Below are 22966 nucleotides of genomic sequence, written 5' to 3'. Positions count from 1 at the left end.
CTCAAGGCTTAGAGAAAAATGAATAAAGCCATAGCGGAAGTGATAATGTTTTTCTGAACTAAATTATTCTGCATTCACGGTCTATTTTCCCTGTAATTGTTGGGTTTATCGTGTTTTTGCGGTTTTTGTTAATTGTGAATTATGAGGGGGGGTTTTTTGTCATTTTCATATCCCATCATCCGGGTAGTACACTATGATAGCGGACCCGGACCCCTGCTTTGCAAAGTAAAGTTTGTTGCAAAAAATTTTGAATTATTTGGTAAAAAAATCGTGACAATAAATCCAGGGTAGAAGTATAATACAATGGTTTACGCTTTAGAATTTACAATAATATATTGATTTAAAAGAAATAATCATCATAATATCATAATGAGGTTATTTTTCTGCTGAAATGAAATCAATTGTGTACTTTGGAAAATTTTGCATATGGAATCTTCTGCATCGTCGCTTACGTTTAAAATAGAAAAGCATCCATCGCCTTTATCAAATGAAGACCGAGAGAAAATTTTAAAAAATCCTGGTTTTGGTCAGTTTTTCACGGATCACATGGGTGTTGTTCGTTGGACCGAAGGCAAAGGTTGGCACAGTGCTGTCATTTCTCGATACAAATCTTTAGAAGTTGATCCAGCAAGTACTGTTTTTCATTATGGTCAAGAAATTTTTGAAGGTTTAAAAGCCTACCGCGCAAGAGATGGGCGTATCCTGTTATTTCGCCCTGATGCCAATGCAAAGCGTTTTACAGAATCAGCGCGACGGTTGGCCATGCCTGAATTACCGGAGAATGTTTTTTTAGATGCGATTAACCACTTAGTAAGAATCGATCAGCGTTGGGTTTCGGACCGTCCGAATATGAGTCTTTATATACGCCCATTTATGTTTGGCAACGAAAATATTTTGAAAGTTCATCCTTCCCGAGAGTGTGTTTTTTGTATTATAGCGTCTCCTGTTGAATCGTATTTTAAAGGGGGAGGAAGATCTGTCAGAGTGTGGATCGAAGGAGATTATAGCCGCGCTGGTCCAGGTGGAACGGGGGCTGCAAAATGTGGCGGCAACTACGCAGCAGGTTTGCTTGCGCAAAGTAGTGCTGCGCAAAATGGTTGCGACCAAGTGCTCTTCCTGGATATGGTTGAGCATAAGTGGATTGAAGAATTAGGTGGCATGAACGTTTGTTTCATTATGAAAAATAAGACACTTGTTACACCTCCGCTGAATGGAACTATTCTCCCAGGAATAACGCGTCATTCAATTTTAAAGTTGGCACAACAAATGGGATTAACGGTAGAAGAGCGCCCTTACTCTCTTGAATCACTCAAAAAAGATGCGCAAAGCGGCCATCTTGAAGAAGCTTTCGCTTGTGGAACTGCTGCTGTTGTCACGCCAATTGGTTGTTTTAGATATAAAGATGGAGAGTTCTCTATTGGGAACGAAACGATCGGAAAGGTCACAGAAAAGCTTCGTGAACAATTAATTGATTTACAAAGAGGAAATATCGAAGACACAAATAGTTGGACATATTCTGTCCAATTATCGTGATGATTAGGATGCTCTCAGCGCGCATTTTCAGGAGTTTCCTGCGCCTTGTAGAGGATGGTTGTAGGTGTACTTTTGTGGTGTAACCATAAAGGGCATTAACCGAACTTCGAGAGGTCTCTATGTTGCGCTTTAATATTACGCACTGTTCCTGTGTGTGAACGCATGACGAGAGTTTCTGTTTGGATATAGTCTGGAGTGAACTTGACGCCCGAAAGCATGTTGCCGTCAGTTACGCCCGTGGCGGAAAATAGGACGTCTCCCTTCGCCATTTCTTCCATCGTGTAAATTTTATTCGGATCATGAATTCCCATTTTGGCTGCACGCACAATTTTTTCTTTTGTATCAAGTTGTAGGCGCGCTTGCATCTGCCCACCAACGCAGCGCAAAGCTGCAGCAGCTAATACGCCTTCCGGTGCCCCGCCAATACCCATATAAATATCTATACCCGTTTCATATGGATCAGTTGTATGGATGACAGCTGCAACATCACCATCGCCAATTAAGCGAATTGACGCGCCCGTTGCACGCACTCTGTTGATCAACTTCGCATGACGAGGTCGATCCATGATGCAAGCAGTAATCTGATTGACAGCCACTCCTTTGGCTTTTGCAAGGGCATGGATATTATCAGCAGGATCAGCATCTATATCAACCACCCCTTTCGGATAGCCAGGACCAATAGCAATTTTTTCCATATAAACATCGGGTGCATAAAGCAAATTCCCCTTTTCAGCTATCGCAACTACAGCTAAAGAATTGGGAAGATTTTTCGCACAAATTGTGGTTCCTTCAAGCGGATCAAGCGCGATATCAACTGCTAATCCGTTTTTTAGCCCTACTTTTTCGCCAATATAAAGCATCGGGGCCTCGTCGCGCTCGCCTTCGCCAATCACTACTGTACCATCAACAGGCAAACGATTGAGTTCCCAGCGCATTGCATCCACAGCAGCTTTATCAGCAGCTTTTTCGTCACCACGTCCGCGCCAGCGCGCAGATGCAACAGCAGCACGTTCGGTAACACGTACCAATTCAAGCGTTAAGACACGATCAAGTCCATTTAAACTTTTCTGAGCTGTGAGCATATAAAAATCCTATCAAATAAACACTGGGGAAAACATTAGCATTTATCATAAAACATCAAGATAAAGATTTTTGCAAAGATAAAAATTTTCCACAAAAGAAAAAGACCAAAACTTTCATCCATTCTCGCCAGTCATTATGCAATGAATCATAAATCTCTCAGGTCATACGTTCAATACGGATAAATTGAGATTTTGCAACGAGATGACCATCTTTTTCAATTGCAGCAAGTGCCTGCCGTACATCCATCTCTGTTGTCTCGTGTGTTATTAGAATGATTGTTTTTACAACTTGGCTTTTTGTAAAAGGTTTTTGTACGATTGACTCTAATGAAATATTATTGTTAGCCATGTGCCTTGCAACCGCCGCAAAAACACCAGCGCGATCATGAACGCTTAAACGGATGAAATAACCACCTGCATGATTGGTGATATGTGCCCTCTTATAAGGAGCGAGCGCCGATGTCGGTACCCCTAAAACAGGTGTGTATCGAAAACTGAGGCGCGCCTTTGCGATATCAGCTAAGTCGCCAATAACCGCCGATGCCGTCGCCATTCCTCCAGCACCGGGACCGGAAAACAATAGCTCGCCTAACAAATCGCTTTTAATAGAAACAGCATTAGTTACACCATTAATTTGCGCAACCACCGATGATATCGGGACCATCGTTGGATGAACACGCTGCTCAATTCCAGAATTTGTTTTTAGCGCAACCCCTAAAAGTTTAATGCGATAGCCTAATTCGTCAGCTGCACGTATATCAATCTGTGAGATGTTATTAATTCCTTCAATGTAAACATCATCTAGTGAAATAGCTGTTCCAAATGCCAAACTTGTTAATAAAGCGAGTTTATGGGCTGTATCTTTTCCTCCAATATCAGAAGACGGATCAGCCTCAGCATAACCGAGCCTCTGTGCATCTTCCAAACAATCTTTGAATGAAGTACCTTCGGCAAGCATACGCGTTAATATATAGTTACAGGTCCCATTTAAAATGCCATAAACTCGCGATATGTGATTACCAGAGAGAGATTCCCTTATTGGCTTTATGATGGGAATTCCACCGGCGACAGCAGCTTCGAAGTTGAGGAAGACGCCTTTTTTTTCCGCACTAACAGCGAGTTCTCCCCCGTGCTGCGCAAGGAGTGCCTTGTTTGCAGTGACGACGTGATGACCTGCCTCTATCGCCCTTTTGACCGCCTCGTGTACAATGCTTAACCCACCACCAATTAGCTCAACAAAGACATCAATCTCATCAGAAACAGCCATATCTACAGGAGAGTCAAACCATTTTACGTTACTTAAATCTATTCCACGATCACGGTCTCTATCACGCGCACTAACGGCAACAACCCTGATTGGCCGTCCACACTGGCAGGCTAAACTAGTTGCTTTTTCGTGTAAAATCCGAACGACCGAAGTCCCAACCGTACCAAGACCTCCAACACCAATTTTTAAAGCTTCTGCCATTATTAAACTGCCTATCCTTTATCTTTAAAAAAGACACCTAAGCTATTGCAATACAAGGTAAAGAATGTTTATCAATAATCAATGTGAAACAAATGTGGAAAGAGACTTCTGCTCCTTTATGAAACACAAAACCTACTTCCAATTCAAAGATCCCGCCTCCTCAATTAATTCTCGAAAATACAAATCCGTGCCTTCTAAAATAATAACAGTAATAGAATGCAGAACACCATTGTACACCAATGCTCACAATAACGCAGCGCGTATCCCCCCCTTATGCATAGCCCAATTTCAGAATGCGAGATGACATGAAAAAACAACGATTGCTTTAATATTCCCACTTACAAGGAAGAATTTGCAAAAATCAGCAAAACCCGCCACATCGGGGACCTTCGCCCGGAGAAAACACTCCGGGGTCTCTTTTTAATGTTTCAGTTGGTCACACCGAGAATACAAAAAAGAATAATTACCGACCTATGCCCTGTTCAATCTTCCTTAGTGCTTCCTCAGCTTCGTTATGTGCATCCCTTCCCGCCTTACTTAATTGAAAAATGTGAACTCGTGCTTTTCTCTCTGGAAAAAGTTTTTACGTGCTCTGCACTCTCCGTTAATTTGTTAACAGTTCTCCGTCTCTCTGTTTCAGTAAAATGTTCTGCAGCAGTTCTCGGTTTTTCCAAAAAATCCGAATGACCACGCTCTTTTGTTACAGAATATCCCCGGGTAAATGAAAAACTTTCGGTATGCGAATCCATATTCCCATCTTGCACACACCCCACAATGAAGAGTAAAGTAAAGTAGGAAAATACGCGCAACGCGGAAGCCGCTGATTTCATCATTTTTCTATCCCTCAAATTAAAAATACAAAAAACACCACTAGGCCATAATTTCGCCAATACCATAGCTTTTTTAGCCTGTCGTATACTTCAAAACTTTAAAAGACGAAGCGACCTAGATGGAAGTAATGTAGGCACATTCAAAAACAATTCAATGAAGCACGTTTTTTAAAAAAAATTACATATGGGGCTTGCGAAGTAAAAAGATACTCTCTATAAGCCTCATCATCGGTTTGCGCCCATCGTCTAGCGGTTAGGACGCCGCCCTTTCACGGCGGAAACAGGGGTTCGATTCCCCTTGGGCGTACCATTGTGTTGTTGTATTTGTTTTTTCCGTGAATAATCAAAGGATGGCTTTTTCTTAGCGCTGTTGCGTACAAAAAGTCACACAGGTTGTTGTGTGATATCGCCTATCATCTCTCTGAGAAGCGGATAGTGTTTTTGTGTGTATAATTATCAGAGGTCAAAGTTAAGTTAAAACAAAGGTTCACAGTGTTTTTATGGACAAAAACCCGCGAGCCATCTTGGTGTGTTCAGCGCTACGCTGGAATAACCTGTGAGCCTGTAGTCTTGGAAATAAAATGATGCAAAAACCCAATAGCGATTTAATAATGATTTTCTGTTTCGCCCATATAATCCGGCGTTTCATGATTTTGTAATTAAAATGACAAAACATTATCAAATAACTGAACAAAGTACCTCATCAAGAAACTTAAGTTCTATATCCTCGATAAATCTTCACATACGATTTTTGGCAAAATCAACTTTTTCATAAAACATACAATAAATGGACACGTACCGTGTCCACCGCTCCTCTGTAAGAGCAATCTTTTATCTCTTTTCACAAAAGAGATTTTAACAAGATCACATTTGATAGTACTTCTATCATTCCTATTGCTTACTTTTTATGATAACCCATATTAAAGTAATATCGTCTCAGGAAAAGGACCATCAATGACCAAAATAAAAGTAGAAAATCCTGTTGTGGAAATCGACGGAGATGAAATGACTCGTGTTATCTGGAAATATATCAAGGAAAGGCTAATTCATCCCTACCTCGATATCGATCTGAAGTATTACGATCTTTCCATAGAAAATCGCGATGCGACTGATGATCAAGTAACGATTGATTCTGCTAATGCTATCAAACAACACGGGGTTGGTATAAAGTGTGCAACCATTACTCCTGATGAATTGCGTGTTAAGGAATTTAATCTAAAAAAAATGTGGAAATCACCTAATGGTACGATCCGCAATGTTTTAGGAGGAACGATTTTTCGTGAGCCCATTATCTGCAAAAATGTTCCGCGCCTCGTTCCTAACTGGACAAAGCCAATTATTGTCGGGCGCCATGCTTTTGGTGATCAATATAAAGCCACTGACTTCAAGTTTCCTGGTAAAGGAAAATTAACTATTAAGTTTGTTGGGGAAGACAACAAAATCATCGAACATGACGTCTTTGATGCACCAAGTTCGGGTATCGCCATGGCTATGTATAATCTTGATGAATCGGTTCGTGATTTTGCTCGCGCATCTTTCAATTATGGGTTACAACGAAATATTCCGGTTTATCTTTCTACAAAAAACACTATTTTGAAGGCTTATGACGGACGCTTTAAAGACATCTTTCAGGAAGTGTTTGATAAAGAATTTAAAGAGGAATTTGAAAGCCGTAAATTGTATTATGAACATCGTCTGATTGATGACATGGTTGCTTCTGCGCTTAAATGGTCCGGTGGTTATGTTTGGGCGTGCAAAAATTATGATGGTGACGTTCAGTCAGATATCGTCGCTCAAGGCTTTGGCTCCTTGGGACTTATGACTTCCGTTCTCATGACAGCAGACGGTAAAACCGTCGAAGCAGAGGCTGCGCATGGTACAGTGACGCGTCATTATCGCCAGCATCAAAAAAATGAAGAAACATCGACCAATTCCATTGCTTCTATTTTCGCGTGGACACGCGGATTGGCACACCGTGCAAAGCTAGACGATAATGCAAAATTAAAAAAATTCGCAACAACGTTGGAGGAGGTCTGTATCAAAACTGTTGAAGAAGGTTTTATGACGAAAGATCTTGCGCTTTTGATAGGACCTAAACAAAAATGGCTTTCCACGACGGGATTTCTTGATAAAATTGCTGAAAACCTTCAAAAAACAGTTCTTGATTGAACTGCAATTAATTTAAATTTCAAAGCTCTACAAAAGAAGAGCTTTGAATTTCTTCTTGGAAAATTTAAATAACTGCCTTATAAGTGGGAGAGATTGATACTCTATTGAATAGTAAAAATAGTGAAAAAACGAGGCTGGTCTGTGCTTTTAGGGGGGAAGGATGGTGTCCGCTCTTTGACATTTACGGGCGGTGTTGCTTTGCACGCTATCAATGTTTATGTTGTTATCACTATTTTGCCCTCTCTTTTAGAAGATATTGGCGGCGGGTTGTATTATTCCTGGGTCGTGACTGTTTTTGTTACAGCCTCCCTCCTCGGTACTTCTTTATCGACAAAGATGTTAGAACAAATGGGCCCCCGCAGAGCTTATATTGTCGCGGGGCTTGTTTTTACCATTGGTACCTTCATTTGTAGTATCTCCCCAACTATGCCATTGTTTTTAGTAGGACGTCTTATCCAAGGCTTTGGAAGCGGCTCTTTGCTGTCTTTATCTTATTCTATGGTCCGCATCATTTTCAGTCCATCTTTATGGTCGCACGTATTTAGCATTATTTCTGCGATATGGGGAATATCGACTTTATTGGGACCGGCCATTGGTGGCATTTCAGTGCAATGTGGTATGTGGAGAATATCCTTTTTGGTGATCGGCTCATTAGCAATAGTTTTCTTGCTCCTAGCATCGAAGATTCTACCAAAAGAAAATGAAAATCATATTCCAAAATCCCCACTCCCCTTTCTGCAGCTCCTCACACTTGTTTCTTTAATTTTCAGTATTTCCGTTGGTGGAATGATGGATACTACAATTGCACAAATTTCTGGTTTAGTTATTGGATTTATCCTACTCTTTGCCTTAGCAAAAATCGAATCATCCGCGCTTCATCCTATGCTGCCACATAAAACTTTTTCTTTCTCTTCTGATTTCTTTTCTGTTTATTTATTAATACTCGTTATGACTATTGTAGCCTATAGTATAGAGTTATATTTTCCTCTTTTTCTCCAAGTGCTTCATGGACAGGATCCGCTCATTGCTGGTTATATAGCGTCGTTGATAAGCTTTGGTTGGACATGCGGTTCTGTATCAAGTTCTAGTGCGTCCGAGAAAAAAATTCGCAATATCATTACTTATTCCCCTGTATTAACACTTTTGAGCATAAGTGCTCTTTTATGGATTGTCCCGACGGAAGTTACCATCCCCGGCTATACTCCCATCATTTGCGTAGCATTATTTGCTATAGGAATCAGCGCTGGTGTAGCGTGGCCACATTTGTTAACGCGAATATTACGATGCGCAAGCGACAAAGACGCTTTACGTGCTGGCGAATCTCTTACATCTGTACAGCTATTTTCGGCAGCTTTAAGTGCAACACTAGCAGGGACAATTACCAATCTTGCTGGCTTAATTAATCCTGGAGGAATTCCCGGGATGATTTTCGCAGCAAAAGCCCTTCTTGCAACACTCGTCGGACTTTTATTTTGCCTTGGTATACCACTCTCTCTGCGCATTGCCCGCAGTATGTCCAGAAACCCAACTGGGAAATCAGGTGGCTAATTATTTTCCTCTTTGCAAAATGCTCATCATTTCTGTGAGCATTGATCGCGTTTTTCTACGCACCATGAAAAGCAAAAAATCAACAGTCCAAACAAAGCCAAAACACCTCCCAAAACAGCAGTGTATTTATGACTATAACCTAACTTTAAAACCAACGCCCCAGATTCCGCCCCAAGAGCATTAGCAATATTGAAAGCAGACTGCATTAGTGCACCTGCTAAAATCTTTCCATGCACAGAGACATCCATAATTTTAGTTTGTATAGAAGGCATGGATGCAAAAGAAGTACCGATTAGGAAGCATCCTAACGCTGCTGTCGACGGAGTTTGAGATAAAAAGAAGAAAAGAAAAAAAACAAACGCACTCCAAAGCATAGAGAAAAAAATCATCCTCGAAGTACCGACTTTAACTGCGAATTTAGGACCAAAAAGATTGCCAACAACCATTCCAAGCCCAATTAACGGCATAATAAATGGAACCCAATCAATCGAGATACCTGAAACATGAATTAACGTTGACTTAATGTAAGCGAAAATGGAAAATAGCCCCGATGAGCCAACCGATACCATTACTAAGAGTATCCACACCTGCTTTTGCTTTAATGCTCTCAACTCGCGAAGAGGACTCGTTTGCGGAACATTCGAAACAGCAGGCAAAAACTTCCAAATGAGCAAACAACACAATGAAGCGATAGCTCCTACCAGAACGAAAGCGACCTGCCAACCAATTAGCTGTCCGATCCATGTCGCGCCTGGAGCCCCCAAAACTGTTGCAATCGTCAAACCAAGCATAACACTGCCAACAGCTTTAGAACTTTCCTTTGCTTCAACCATTGAAGACGCGACCATAGTTGCGAGACCGAAATAAGCTCCATGTGGAAGACCACTAATAAATCGCAACATTACCAATACATTAAAATTAGAAAAAAGGGCACTAGAAGCATTTGCTATCGCATAAAAAAACATCAATCCTATCAGAACAGTTTTACGTGATAGCTTAGCTGTCGCGACAGCCAAAAGAGGAGCTCCAAAAACAACTCCCAATGCATAAGCAGAAATATACTGGCCGGCTGTTGGAATATCAACATATGAGCTTTTGGCCATCTCTGGCTGTAAACCCATTGCAACAAATTCAGCAGTACCGATAGAAAAGCTTCCAACTGCAAGAGAGAAAAATGCTAAACGCTGCATTTTAGGATCAATCCCAAAAGATGAAATAGAACTTTTTTATGAAAATTTTTCATTGTTACCATTTTGTATAATCGTGCTTTAATCATGAAATCTGCGACATAAATAAGCTGGAACGTCCCCACATCCAAAGTTTTTTATGGATACACAAAAGTATTTTTTTTCGTAAAAGAAAGGATATTAAATTTTTTATGGTGATACAAGAACGCGACCACGATACCCCTCTATCCAGAGAAAATTTCAATCATCGAGATGCCGCTCCCGTAAAAATCAGGCGACTTTCAGTGTTACACAAAAATTTATAAAATTTCTAATTAAACAGTAAGTTAACCAAAACTATTCTACCCTTAGTGAAGTTCATTACCATATATTCTGTCTATATTTCACTATTCACAATAAAGAATGAAAAATATTCACCAAAATGTAATTTTTACGTTTCTTTAAAGCTTCACTAACTCCTCATTAACGTTGTTGATCTAGAATGACTACCAGAAACGGAAACAGGCTGTTTTTCTCTGGGTCTGGTAGCGCGTACTGGAGCAGTAGTTTCCGTTCGGGAATACAGCTGTAAAAAAAATAGCACGGACAAAACTGCGCAGCATCTTTTTGAGCCGCGCAGTTTTGCGCTTTTAGAAAGCATCATCAAGCAACCATACCCTTAATAAAAAATAGCCTTTGATGAGCGAGTTAAGAACCGTGAAAAAGACAAACATTATAGCATTATCACCAATTTTTCATCGCCTTTACATCCATAAAGTACACGTTTCAGCACAGAAACCAACATAACATCCCGCCTCAACGGAATCACAAATTACTCGAATAACTTATTGATAATAGATATTATTCCATGTTAATAACATACCGGGAAGAGACTCTTCGGATTTGGTCAAATAATGCAGGTACGCACAACTGTCATCGTGTTCAGCAGGATAAAGTGACTTCGGATCAAGTGGGTGTTTGTCCTCTGCATAATATGAGTTGCGTAAATTAACCCGACCAAAGCGCGTAAAACCAAACCGTAGCGTCCCATCGTACGCATTCGTATGGCGCAATTAAACATATCAACGTTAACGCCAAGGGAAACACTTTCTAGAATATCATCGGGCGCTCCTACATCCATGAAATAATATGGCTTATCCTCTGGCAAAATCGAAAAAATAACGCATAATACAGCCATTATGATGCTCTGTGGTCCACCAACAGCGAGCCCCTCAATATCACGCTTTTGAGTCGGTTTCTTTTCATGTTTGGGAAGAACGTCCACGCAGGCTCATACTACCCCGAACGATATCAGCCGGATTGATGTATTGCGCTTCCCGCGAGTGAAAAGAAAACAGAATCTGGAATAGAATTTTCATTTTGGTGGGCGCAATATTGTAAAACAACTTTTGGCCGTTAGCAAAATAAAGCTATGGCTGCATCTGAGTATCAAGATCAGGAAGCGCTCGAACTTCAATAAAACGCTTTGAATCATTTCATAGAGTGATCCATCATAATGTAAGAGCGAAAATCACGCCCCTTTCCCTAATTTTGCGAATTCCCACAAGCGATATAACTGGAAATCCACCAGAATCTGCCAAAATAGATCCAGGCCAACGTGCCACGAATTCTTCTCCCAATTGCAACAAAATGATAGCCATCACCCAAAAATGGTATCTGTCTCAAGAGCACGTAGCTGGTACATATCATAGCCTTGAAAAGTTATCGCAGTACCAACCAACACGATATGGGCGATACGCCCGCGTCCCGTTATAATTTTTCCCCACCTTGCGGTGTACATATTATGCGATTTTTCTATAGTAAAATGTTCCTATCGTCACTTTTGTCTTTATCGCTCCATGGATCCACATTGCCACTGGAAGAAGAAAGCCATTTTCTGATAGCGTCATTACGAATTTTACTAGTTAACTTTATTTTCGATTCCTAAATACTGTGATCAACATGAGAAATGGATAATAGTACAAATAAATATCTTCCGTCGTACAAATCACTAGAACGCTGGCAATAATCCAACCACAAAAAGCCATAAACAGTACTTGACAGCGTGATATAAGAAAACACTTACACTCACCCGCAGCGACAGTAAATAAACGCATATCTATTGTTTCAGCAACAGCAAATCTTAACCTTGCTTTTGTACTTTTTTACCAAAAATGACGCTAAAGCAATTTATTGGCGCACAAAACCGAAGCGCATTTTTTACTTTTATGAGTGAGAAGGCCCTTGCGTTTATTTTTGCAACGAGAACAATTTCTAAGTGGACCTGAAACCTCTTTAATCAAAGAAAAGTTAGCTCTAAAATTTTAGCCGCCACAAAAGGCCCATGATTTTTTTCTGCTCTTATGTAACAAACAGAAAATATATTTCTGAGATCACAGAAAACACCGACGAAGAATCCAATTACAGCGCCCCAACAATCTTCACGACCCTAGAACTGACGTCTTCCTTTTATAAGCAAATAATTAAAGAAAACAGTCGAAAAATCGTGTTGTATCCGTTTTAAAAAACACGAACCAGGACAACACCAATCCCTTCAATGAGAAAGCCAGAATTAATTTGCCATATTCAAACGGGATAAATTACATTTTTTACGACGTTTAAAACAGTAACAGATAGGGCATTTCTACGATACTTTGCACTATCCCATGTCCGAAGCGATTGTAGCTTTAATAAGTGTATCGGGATCTGCAGCAGGCTCACCTCGCTTTAATTTATCGACATTTTCCATCCCCTCAATGACTCGCCCCCATATGGAATACTGGCGATTCAGCCAAGGAGAATCTGCAAAGCAGATAAAAAATTGTGAATTAGCGGAATTCGGATTTTGGCTGCGAGCCATAGAAACTGTTCCACGTTCGTGAGAGAGATTTGAAAATTCTGCTGCTAAATCCGGCTTGTTTGATCCTCCCATGCCAGCATGTGACAAATTAAAATCCTTGCCGTCTCTTTTTCCAAATCTTACATCGCCAGTTTGAGCCATAAAACCGTCTATGACACGGTGAAATACAACATTATCGTAAGCGCCCTCACGTACAAGTTCTTTAACACGTGCAACGTGGCCCGGAGCTAAATCAGCAAAAAGCTCAATAACAACTTTGCCTTTTGTTGTTTCAAAAACTAATATGTTTTCCGTATTTTTAGTTTCCACCATAAAGCTCCACTCCTTTAACTCACTCATTCAGCTTGTAAATAGGCAGCATCGATCGCATCAGGATTTTTTACAGCCCCATTGTTGCTAGCAGTACCTTTTTTAATTCTATCAACGACCTCCATTCCCTTTACGACTTCTCCAACGACGGTGTATTGACCATTTAAAAAATCAGCATCATCGAAACAAATGAAAAATTGAGAATTTGCTGAATTAGGATCCTGCGAACGCGCCATACCAACAGTGCCACGCTTAAATGGCTGCTTCGAAAATTCTGCCGGTATATTAGGATAATTTGATCCCCCCGTTCCAACACGCTTGAAATCAAAATTCGCACTACCTTTTTTTCCAAATTTTACGTCACCAGTCTGAGCCATAAAGCCAGGAATAACGCGGTGAAATACGACGTTGTTATAGGCACCTTCTTCTACTAATTTTTTGATTTGCTCAATGTGCTTGGGAGCCAAATCGGGACGCAGACGAATAAAAACATCGCCACTTTTCATAGACAAAACAAGAACGTTAGAATCATTTGCTAAAGTGCTAAATGAAAAAAAGAAAAAAATACATGCCCAAATAGCAAAAATTTTACGATACACGACCACTTTCTCCGAGAGATTGAAATTTTGAGCGCAAGGCTCGCGCAACATTTTGGGGCACGAAAGGCGAAACATTTCCACCCATAGAGGCAACCTGACGCACCAGCGTAGAGGTTATCGCCCGCCCAGAAACACTCGCTGGCAAAAAAATAGTCTGCAATTCAGGAGCTATAATGCCGTTCATCCCTGCCATTTGCATTTCATAATCAAGATCAGTACCATCGCGTAATCCACGAATAAGAAACGAAGCGCCAATTTCGCGGGCCTTATCAATTAGGAGATTATTAAATGGGATAACCTGCACCCGGTCAGGACCTACATTTAACAAATCCTCCCTCACTTGTACAATCAAATCAACACGTTCTTTAAAACTAAATAGCGTCGTCTTTTTAGCCTGAATACCTATAGCGACAACAACCTTGTCAGCTAGAACCAAACCACCCTTTAAAACATCAAGGTGGCCGTTTGTAAGAGGATCAAAAGAACCTGCATAAAGTGCAATTCTCATTACTTACCTCATCACCTAAAAAACTATCTGTATTCAATCAGAGTCAGTTGTACCGGGACCCTCGCCGCACTCGTTGTCTAGTTGATTAACATCATCTTCAGATTCAGAAATACGCTCAACAGACACCACTTTTTCTCCCTCAGCTGTATTAAAGATTGTTACACCTTTAGTCGAGCGGCCAGCTATACGGATACCGGCGACGGGAACGCGAATAAGCTGCCCCCCATCTGACACTAACATAATTTGATCTTGTGCCTTTACTGGGAACGCTGCCACCAACTTACCAATTTCTGCTGTTTTAGACGTATCAGTTGCACGAATTCCCTTTCCACCACGTCCAGAAATACGAAACTCATACGAGGAAGATCGCTTTCCATAGCCAAATTCGCTAACGGTTAAAAGCATTTGCTCTCGAGAATTTAGCTCTGCATAGCGCTCATCTGTCAACTCTATTTCGACTCCCTCATCATCTTCATCAAGAGTTAAAATATCCTCGGAATCTGCACTAATTGCGCGCCGCTCATTAATTACACGTTTAACATAAGCAGACCGTTCAATTGATGTTGCCTCAACATGTTGTAATATAGTCATAGAGATGACCTTGTCGCCCTGCGCCAAATTGATACCGCGTACTCCCACCGAACTACGACCAGCAAATACGCGGACCTCGGTAACCGGAAAACGAATGCATTGCCCATTGGAAGTAGTAAGGACCACGTCGTCTTGCTCCGTACAAGTTTCTACGGAAAGGATCTCATCTCCCTCCTCATCAAGTTTCATTGCAATTTTGCCATTACGATTGACCTGAACAAAATCTGATAGTTTATTACGACGCACGGTCCCACGCGTCGTCGCAAACATGACATCAAGCGCGCGCCAACTTCCCTCTTCTTCTGGTAAAGGCATGATAGTCGTTATGCGCTCACCTTGCTGCAAGGGAAGCAAATTGATCAGAGCCCGCCCGCGAGACTGCGGCGTACCAATAGGCAAACGCCAAACTTTTTCCTTATAGACGATACCACGAGATGAAAAGAAAAGAACTGGTGTATGCGTATTAACCACGAATAGACGCGTCACAAAGTCCTCGTCTTTTGTGGACATACCAGAACGCCCTTTTCCCCCGCGTCGCTGCGCACGATACGTACTGAGAGGTACGCGCTTAATATAACCACTATGACTAACTGTTACCACCATATCTTCTGATGCAATCAGATCTTCGTGGCCCACCTCGGCGCTACCAGAGCCAAATATCGTACGCCTAGGAGTTGCGAACGCCTCGCGAAGGGTGTTCAATTCATCTTTAACAATATCCATGATGCGCGAACGTGACGCCAAGATATGAAGATAATCAGTAATATCTGTCCCAATTTTGTTCAATTCATCAGCAATCTCGTCACGCCCAAGCGCTGTTAACCTTTGCAAACGCAGTTCCAAGATAGCACGCGCCTGCTCTTCAGATAAATTATAGGTGCTATCCTGATGAATGACGTGACGAGGATCATCAATAAGTTTTATTAAGGGCGCTACATCAGCAGCTAACCAACGTCGCTCCATCAACTGCGCACGTGCTACCTGTGGATCAGACGCTTTGCGAATTAATGCTATAATCTCGTCAATATTGGCGACAGCAATTGCGAGACCAACCAAAACATGCGCACGCTCACGCGCTTTGCGTAATAGATATTTCGTTCGCCGGCTTACAACCTCTTCCCGGAAAAGAACAAACGCACGAAGCATATCAAGCAACGTCATTTGTTCAGGCTTCCCCCCATTTAACGCAACCATATTACAGCCAAACGAAGTTTGCAGCGGTGTATAACGATATAGTTGATTTAGAACAACATCTGCGACAACATCTTTCTTCAGCTCAATAACGACACGATACCCATCGCGATCAGATTCATCACGCAAATCAGAAATTCCCTCGATGCGTTTTTCCCGCACCAATTCAGCTACTTTTTCAATCATCGCCGCTTTGTTAACTTGATAAGGTATCTCGCTTACAATAATCGCCTGGCGGCCATTACGGATTTCTTCAATATCAACCTTGGCGCGCATGATAATAGAACCGCGCCCCGTTTCATAAGCCAAGCGGATACCAGAACGACCAAGGATAATACCACCTGTGGGAAAATCGGGGCCAGGGATAATTTCAATCACTTCATCAAGCGTTATATTAGGATTGTCAATCAACGCGACACAGCCATCAACAACCTCACCAAGATTGTGAGGTGGAATGTTCGTCGCCATCCCCACAGCGATACCCCCTGACCCATTGACCAAAAGATTAGGGAAACGTGCCGGTAAGACTACGGGCTCACGCTCACGCCCGTCGTAATTATCCTGAAAGTCGACAGTATCTTTATCAATATCAGTTAAAAGCTCTTCTGAAACTTTTTCTAAACGACACTCCGTATAACGCATTGCAGCGGGTGGATCGCCATCGACAGAACCAAAATTTCCCTGACCATCAATCAACGGATTTCGCAAAGAAAAATCCTGCGCCATGCGCACCAGCGCGTCATAAATGGAAGCGTCGCCATGAGGATGAAACTTCCCCATAACTTCGCCAACAACACCCGCAGATTTACGATAGGACTTATTGAATGAAAGTCCCATCTCGTTCATAGCATGCAAAATGCGTCGATGAACAGGTTTAAGCCCATCACGCACATCAGGAAGTGCACGCGACACGATCACACTCATCGCATAATCGAGATAAGAGCGCTGCATTTCATCAACTATGCTAACTGGTTCAACACCATTTAGCGCATCACGTTCTGATAGTGGAGTCAAATCAGTCACAATTTTAAGACTTTCAAAAAAAGAATCACTTCACCCTTTTTTATATCTAAAAATGTATCAAAATACCAACTTCCCTCCTACAATAGAGAAAAAGTTCAACAATATTCAATAAGTGGATCTATCTGCACTGAAAATTTTAGGCAAAACGACCCCCACATATTCTTTTTGAGCCCAAGCAAGAAAAAAATGAAAGTAACGACAATAGTAAACCTAAAATTACCATCAAAATGGCACATCGTCATCTAGCTTGTGTGAAAAACTTTCTTCGGAAAATTCACTATTTTGACCAAAAGCATTTCTCTGACCTGGACCACTCTCGCCAAAGCCGCCACTGCCGTAATTCCCGCTCTGCTGATTTGTTCCTTGCGGTTGTTCCCCACCTGCTGCCCCCCGCCCATCAAGCATTTGCAATTCACCACGATACTTTTGCAAAACAATCTCTGTCGTATAGCGGTCATTTCCGTTCTGATCTTGCCACTTGCGTGTCTGCAATTGACCCTCAACGTAAATTTTACTTCCTTTTTTTACGTATTGTTCTACAATTTTTATGAGATTTTCATTGAAAATGACGACGCTGTGCCACTCCGTACGCTCCTTGCGCTCGCTTGTACTGCGGTCGCGCCAACTTTCTGAAGTAGCAATACGCAAATTCGCCACCTGATCGCCAGAGTTCAAACGGCGGATCTCAGGGTCCGCGCCTAAATTACCAATCAAAATAACTTTATTAAGGCTGCCAGCCATGGTATAAACTCCAAAATTGTAAATTTTATTATTATAACAAAATATGACAACAACATACAGTTTATTCTATTGATGAAAACAAAAAGCTGCTACCTTCGCTCTATTTTCTTACGAAATTTGCACCCTACTCTTCTTTTAACTAATATTGTAATTCTAAATAAACAGTCCTATTCTGTCCTGGATGTTAATTTTGTCATATATGTCAAGGATAGACATGACCCATCAAAGATATATTTCTATTCATGGCGCACGTGAGCATAACCTTAAAAATATCAGCTTGGACCTTCCTCGTGACAAAATGATTGTGATAACGGGGCTTTCTGGATCCGGAAAATCATCCTTAGCCTTTGATACAATCTACGCCGAAGGACAGCGCCGCTATGTTGAAAGCCTTTCTGTTTATGCGCGTCAATTTTTAGAAGTAATGCAAAAACCGGATGTCGATAAAATAGAGGGACTTTCTCCCGCTATTTCTATTGAACAAAAAACCACCAGTAAAAATCCCCGCTCGACAGTAGGAACTGTCACGGAAATTTACGACTACATGCGCCTCCTCTTTGCGCGCGCCGGCACCCCTCATTCTCCTGCTACAGGACTTCCCATCGAAAGCCAGACGGTAAGCCAGATAGTAGATCAAATTATGGATTTACCAGAAGGTACGCGAGTTTTTATTATGGCTCCCCTAGTCCGAGGGCGAAAAGGAGAATACAAAAAAGAGCTGACAGAACTTTTAAAAAAAGGCTTCCAACGTGCTAAAGTTGACGGAAAATTTTACGAAATTTCTGATGTCCCTCCCCTCGATAAAAAATACAAACACGACATAGATGTAGTAGTCGATCGTCTCGTTGTGCGCGGTGGTATTGCATCTCGCGTGGCTGATAGTGTAGAGACGTGCTTAAACTTGGCAAATGGAATTGTTATCGCCGAAATGGCAGATCACCCTCTGATGCGACAAGAAAACGCAAAAGATTCCGCCAATAGATCAAGCAATGAAACACATAAGCGGCTTGTTTTTTCGGAAAAATTTTCTTGTCCCATATCAGGATTTTCTATCCCTGAGATCGAGCCACGATTATTTTCATTTAATAACCACTTTGGTGCTTGCCCTGTTTGTGACGGGTTAGGAACAAAAAAGGTGATAGATCTAAATAAAATCATCCCCGATAAAGATCTTACCTTAAAAGCTGGAGCAATCGTTCCCTGGTTTAAGTCCTCTTTATTTTCTCGTAACAATAACTTAGAACTACTGGGAAAAATTTATAACTTCAATCTTGAAGATAAGTGGTGCTCACTTTCAGATGAAGCGCAACACGCCATTTTGTATGGCACAAAAAGAAAAAAAAATCTTCCTAACCGTAAGAATAATTTGCACGAAGATGAAGCAATCCAATATTTTGAGGGAATCGTCCCGAGTATGGAACGATGGTGGCAAAAATCAGATTCCATGTGGCTGCGTGAAGAAATCGAGCATTATATGTCTTCTTTTTCCTGTCCAGCTTGCCACGGTTACCGCCTAAAACCAGAAGCACTGGCTGTCAAAATACATGGAGCGCATATTGGACAAATATCAGAACTCTCCATCTTAAAAGCAGATGATTGGTTTTCTAACGTTCAGCAATATTTAACTGAAAAGCAACGTAGTATAGCGGTCAGCATTTTAAAGGAAATACGCGAACGCTTGGCTTTTTTAAATCACGTAGGGCTTGGATATCTCACCTTATCTCGGAGTTCTGGCACACTTTCGGGCGGAGAAAGTCAACGTATTCGGTTAGCATCACAAATTGGCTCAGGACTCACGGGGGTCCTTTATATTCTGGATGAACCATCCATTGGTCTACACCAACGCGATAATGAGCGCCTCCTAAAAATGCTGCATCATCTGCGAGATCTCGGTAATACAGTTATTGTCGTTGAGCATGATGAAGACGCCATTCTCACCGCGGACCATGTCATTGATATTGGCCCCGCTGCGGGCGTTCATGGCGGAGAAATCATAGCTCAAGGTACGCCGCAGGAAATTATAGAAAATACCTCGTCTATCACAGGTCAATATCTTTCAGGAAAAATGGTGATCACAGTACCAGCTCAACGACGTGAGATATTAAAATCAAAAATGATTAAAATTATAGGTGCGAAAAGCAACAATCTCAAAAATATAAGTGCAAGTATCCCTCTTGGTACCTTCACTTGCATAACAGGAGTTTCAGGAGGAGGAAAGTCAACGTTGCTCATCGAGACTCTTTTCAAAGCTGCATCACATCATATCATGGGCAGTCACCATAACCCAGAGACTTACGATAAAATTGAAGGATTAGAATTTATTGACAAGGTCATTGATATCGACCAATCACCTATCGGTCGTACTCCACGTTCTAATCCTGCAACATACACAGGTGCATTTACCCCAATCCGCGAATGGTTTGCTGAACTACCGGAATCGAAGGCTCGTGGTTATAAAGCCGGACGTTTTTCATTTAATGTTAAAGGAGGGCGCTGCGAAGCATGCCAGGGTGATGGAGTTACCAAAGTCGAAATGCATTTTTTGCCTGACGTCTACGTAACTTGCGATATATGCCAAGGAAAACGTTATAATCGAGAGACGTTGGAAGTAAAATTTAAAGGGAAGTCTATTGCAGATATTCTGGATATGACAATCGAAAAAGCGGAGGAATTTTTTCAAGCTATTCCTGCTATCCACAATAAAATGAAAACTCTTATAAAAGTTGGGCTTGGCTATATAAAAGTGGGACAACAGGCTACAACGCTCTCTGGTGGTGAAGCCCAACGTGTAAAGCTTGCCAAAGAGCTTTCGCGTAGAACAGCGGGACACACACTTTACATCTTAGATGAGCCAACAACCGGTCTGCACTTTCACGATATTGCTAAACTCCTTGAGGTACTGCATGAACTCGTCGAACAAGGTAATACAATTGCAATGATTGAACATAACCTCGATGTGATAAAGACGGCTGACTGGATCATTGATTTAGGACCAGAAGGCGGCGATTGTGGCGGTGAAATCGTCGCAAGCGGGCGCCCCGAAGATATAATCAACGTTCCCACATCTCATACTGGAAAATTTTTAAAAAAAGTTTTACTACGTCAGCAGCTACATAACCGCGGGATTTAAAAAATTAGTGGAGTTATAGGATACATAGTGAACGACAAAACGTAAATTTAAGCGCTTTTATCATGTTACCCCTGTTTTTTGCAATTATTATAAAATTCCTGCATTATGAATAAATAATAGTTTGCTTTTATTTGTAATGTGATTCTTTTTCAAAAAGAAAGAACGCATTATTCTGTGATTTTTTGCTTTCTCGTATAGTAGAGCGTCTGTTAGCATACACCGCTAATATGAATGTAGGATAGCGCAGAAGCAGAAAAGGTAAAATAAAGTTGGAAATAATTTTGGTATGAAAAAATCGAGCCACATTGGCCTTAATCAATGGAATGAAGGGGGGTTTGCTATCCAGGGAAGCATATGGGGCTCTGTGGGCCAAATACGTCGTTGGTCTTTTGTACAAGGTAAAAATCAAATTTGTTTTTGCTGGTGGAGAGTTAGGAAGATTTGCCGGCGTGGTGTGCAAAGCAACTTAGAAGGTTGGTGCCAAATACGGGGGGTGTTGTTTCTTTTATTGACGGAACCAACTGTACCGGCACTAAAGAATCAGAAATTAAAGCTCTTTGACTTCGCAAATTTTTTACCCTTTTATCCTCCTCAACCCAAAAAGGAAAAAGAATATGACAACAGCATCAGATATTCTCAAACAGATTGCGAATAACGATATACGTTTTGTCGATTTACGTTTTACCGACCCACGGGGAAAGTTGCATCATGTTACAATGGATATTGCAGAAATCAACGAGAATACGTTTAGCGATGGCGTCATGTTTGATGGATCTTCCATTTCTGGGTGGAAAACAATCCACGAGTCTGACATGGTGCTAATGCCGGACACAGAGACAACGCATATCGATCCTTTTTTTGCTCAATCTACTTTGGCTATATTTTGTGATGTATTTGACCCTGTTTCTAAAAAATTCTACCGCAGGGATCCTCGTTCTATAGCCAAGAGGGCTGAATCTTACATGAAGTCCTCAGGAATAGGAGATGTGATTAATGTAGGCCCAGAGGCTGAATTTTTTATCTTTGATGATGTACGTTATAAAACCGATCCCTACAATACCGGATTTAGACTCGATTCTAATGAACTGCCATCAAACGACGATACCGAATACGAGATGGGAAACCTTGCTCATCGTCCACGGATGAAAGGAGGTTATTTTCCTGTTCCTCCGATAGACTCCTGTCAAGATATGCGCTCTGAAATGCTTACCACACTGAAAGGCGTAGGTGTCCAAGTTGAAAAGCACCACCACGAGGTAGCTGCAGCACAACACGAACTTGGAATTCGTTTTGATACTTTAATTCGCGAAGCCGATAAGATGCAAATTTTTAAATATGTTGTGCACCAAATAGCAAATAGTTATGGAAAGACAGCAACCTTCATGCCAAAACCAGTTTTCGGTGACAATGGCTCGGGTATGCATGTGCACATATCCATTTGGAAAGATGGTAAACCGACTTTTTCAGGCGATGAATATGCTGGATTATCAAAGACATGCTTATTCTTTATCGGTGGCATTATTAAGCACGCAAAAGCAATCAATGCCTTTACCAACCCATCTACAAACTCTTATAAACGTTTGGTTCCTGGTTATGAAGCCCCCATCCTCCTTGCTTATTCTTCGTGCAACCGCTCTGCGTCTTGCCGCATTCCAATAAGTCATTCGCCAAATTCAAAACGTATAGAAATTCGTTTTCCGGACCCAACGGCAAATCCATATCTAGCTTTTTCAGCACTCTTAATGGCTGGCCTCGATGGTATAAAAAATAAGATTCACCCTGGCAAGGCTATGGATAAAAACCTCTATGATCTTCCTCCAGAAGAACTCAAAGGAATCCCAAAGGTCTCGAGAAGCCTGCGAGAATCGCTTGAAGAGCTCGATAAAGACCGTGGCTTTCTCACAGCCGGCGATGTTTTCGATGATGATCAAATTAATTCCTTTATCGAATTAAAGATGCAAGAAGTCTTGCGCTACGAAACAACACCACACCCCATCGAATTTGATATGTACTACTCCACTTAAGGGATTAGTTCTGTTTTAAAGCTGTGAACAAATGGAGATCCATAAAAAGTCTCCATTTTTATCCGGTGTTTTTTCTAAGAAAGCAAAGCGCCCTTTTAAAAGCTCAGACAAAAGCCAATCAAACTAATTAGGCTTTCAGCAATAAGTGTTAAAGTCGCCCTACCTAGATTGGAGTCGTTGTCGTTTTCTGCAAC

General features: G+C 41.4%; 13 protein-coding genes, 1 tRNA gene and 2 pseudogenes. 6 read left to right on the top strand and 10 right to left on the bottom strand.

Features of this window, described 5'->3' with window-relative positions; genetic code table 11:
- Positions 1–426 precede the first annotated feature (426 nt).
- Entirely contained in the window at positions 427–1533 is a 1107-nt protein-coding gene (locus WCP75_RS02850) for a branched-chain amino acid aminotransferase (RefSeq protein ID WP_336276749.1), read from the top strand.
- A gap of 95 nt (positions 1534–1628) precedes the next feature.
- On the opposite strand, the gene glpX is transcribed toward WCP75_RS02850, so the two are convergent.
- The 3 genes from glpX to WCP75_RS02835 all read right to left on the bottom strand — a co-directional run bounded on the left by glpX (position 1629) and on the right by WCP75_RS02835 (position 4916).
- Entirely contained in the window at positions 1629–2615 is a 987-nt protein-coding gene (gene glpX / locus WCP75_RS02845; RefSeq protein WP_336276748.1) for a class II fructose-bisphosphatase, read from the bottom strand.
- A 157-nt stretch (positions 2616–2772) separates the two neighbouring features.
- A complete protein-coding gene (locus WCP75_RS02840; RefSeq protein WP_336276747.1) occupies positions 2773–4083 on the bottom strand; it encodes a homoserine dehydrogenase in 1311 nt (436 codons plus the stop codon).
- A 533-nt stretch (positions 4084–4616) separates the two neighbouring features.
- Entirely contained in the window at positions 4617–4916 is a 300-nt protein-coding gene (locus WCP75_RS02835; RefSeq protein ID WP_336276746.1) for a hypothetical protein, read from the bottom strand.
- A 232-nt stretch (positions 4917–5148) separates the two neighbouring features.
- On the opposite strand from WCP75_RS02835, the gene WCP75_RS02830 reads away from it, so the two are divergent.
- The 3 genes from WCP75_RS02830 (at position 5149) to WCP75_RS02820 (ending at position 8630) form a co-directional block, all read left to right on the top strand.
- Positions 5149–5223, top strand: a tRNA-Glu gene (locus WCP75_RS02830).
- Between the two features lie 644 nt (positions 5224–5867).
- A complete protein-coding gene (locus tag WCP75_RS02825) occupies positions 5868–7082 on the top strand; it encodes an NADP-dependent isocitrate dehydrogenase (RefSeq protein WP_336276745.1) in 1215 nt (404 codons plus the stop codon).
- A 120-nt stretch (positions 7083–7202) separates the two neighbouring features.
- Positions 7203–8630 carry an MFS transporter gene (locus tag WCP75_RS02820; protein ID WP_336276744.1) on the top strand — a complete coding sequence of 476 codons (1428 nt, stop codon included), beginning with the start codon at positions 7203–7205 and terminating at the stop codon, positions 8628–8630.
- A gap of 26 nt (positions 8631–8656) precedes the next feature.
- Here the strand turns inward: WCP75_RS02820 and WCP75_RS02815 are convergent.
- The 7 genes and pseudogenes from WCP75_RS02815 to ssb all read right to left on the bottom strand — a co-directional run bounded on the left by WCP75_RS02815 (position 8657) and on the right by ssb (position 17618).
- Positions 8657–9882 (bottom strand): annotated as a pseudogene (locus tag WCP75_RS02815) (MFS transporter).
- Between the two features lie 678 nt (positions 9883–10560).
- A pseudogene (locus tag WCP75_RS02810) lies at positions 10561–11667 on the bottom strand (tRNA-guanine transglycosylase).
- A gap of 788 nt (positions 11668–12455) precedes the next feature.
- The gene (locus WCP75_RS02805; RefSeq protein WP_336276743.1) at positions 12456–12968 is read right to left on the bottom strand and encodes a peptidylprolyl isomerase; all 513 of its coding nucleotides are present in this window, start codon (positions 12966–12968) and stop codon (positions 12456–12458) included.
- A 23-nt stretch (positions 12969–12991) separates the two neighbouring features.
- The gene (locus tag WCP75_RS02800; protein ID WP_336276742.1) at positions 12992–13564 is read right to left on the bottom strand and encodes a peptidylprolyl isomerase; all 573 of its coding nucleotides are present in this window, start codon (positions 13562–13564) and stop codon (positions 12992–12994) included.
- Positions 13554–14072, bottom strand: a complete 519-nt coding sequence (coaD, locus tag WCP75_RS02795) for a pantetheine-phosphate adenylyltransferase (RefSeq protein WP_336276741.1) — start codon at positions 14070–14072, stop codon at positions 13554–13556. Before coaD ends, WCP75_RS02800 begins: the two co-directional genes overlap by 11 nt.
- Positions 14073–14105: 33 nt before the next feature.
- Positions 14106–16877, bottom strand: a complete 2772-nt coding sequence (gene gyrA / locus WCP75_RS02790; protein WP_336276740.1) for a DNA gyrase subunit A — start codon at positions 16875–16877, stop codon at positions 14106–14108.
- Between the two features lie 222 nt (positions 16878–17099).
- Complete coding sequence (ssb, locus tag WCP75_RS02785) at positions 17100–17618, bottom strand: single-stranded DNA-binding protein (protein WP_336276739.1); 519 nt, start codon at positions 17616–17618, stop codon at positions 17100–17102.
- Between the two features lie 214 nt (positions 17619–17832).
- On the opposite strand from ssb, the gene uvrA reads away from it, so the two are divergent.
- Together uvrA and glnA are read left to right on the top strand one after the other, a co-directional pair.
- The gene (uvrA, locus tag WCP75_RS02780) at positions 17833–20748 is read left to right on the top strand and encodes an excinuclease ABC subunit UvrA (protein WP_336276738.1); all 2916 of its coding nucleotides are present in this window, start codon (positions 17833–17835) and stop codon (positions 20746–20748) included.
- 614 nt (positions 20749–21362) lie between these two features.
- Complete coding sequence (glnA, locus tag WCP75_RS02775) at positions 21363–22772, top strand: type I glutamate--ammonia ligase (RefSeq protein WP_336276737.1); 1410 nt, start codon at positions 21363–21365, stop codon at positions 22770–22772.
- The last annotated feature ends 194 nt before the right edge of the window (positions 22773–22966 follow it).

It is taken from the genome of Bartonella numerosa (assembly GCF_037070845.1).
Lineage (GTDB): Bacteria > Pseudomonadota > Alphaproteobacteria > Rhizobiales > Rhizobiaceae > Bartonella.
The sequence above is the reverse complement of the archived record's forward strand: the minus strand, read 5'-3'. Positions and strand labels throughout refer to the sequence as shown.